Source organism: Tsukamurella pseudospumae (assembly GCF_001575205.1).
GTDB classification, from domain to species: Bacteria; Actinomycetota; Actinomycetes; order Mycobacteriales; family Mycobacteriaceae; genus Tsukamurella; species Tsukamurella pseudospumae.
On record NZ_LSRE01000065.1, the window covers coordinates 1 to 395 of the forward strand.

Genomic DNA, 395 nt, shown 5'->3' on the forward strand with positions numbered 1-395 from the left:
TTTCCTAGATCTCGCCCTACAGGCTTACACCAGTACAACCACTGACTGGCCCCACTACCTTCCTGCGTCACCCCATCGCTTGACTACTACCAGCCGAGGTCCCGTGCATCCACTCAACTGTCACCCGAAGGTGATCCGTAAGCTTCAGGACGGTTAGTACAACTGATTCATCAGGGGCGATCTGACACGGGTACGGGAATATCAACCCGTTGTCCATCGACTACGCCTGTCGGCCTCGCCTTAGGTCCCGACTCACCCTGGGAGGATTAACCTAGCCCAGGAACCCTTGGTCATCCGGAGGACACGTTTCTCACGTGTCATTCGCTACTCATGCCTGCATTCTCACTCGCACAGCCTCCACAACTAGGTCACCCTGCTGCTTCTACGGCTGCACG

1 rRNA gene is annotated in these 395 nt (G+C 56.5%); it reads right to left on the reverse strand.

Features of this window, described 5'->3' with window-relative positions:
• Positions 1–395 (reverse strand): 23S ribosomal RNA (locus AXK61_RS24185); the annotation flags it as partial.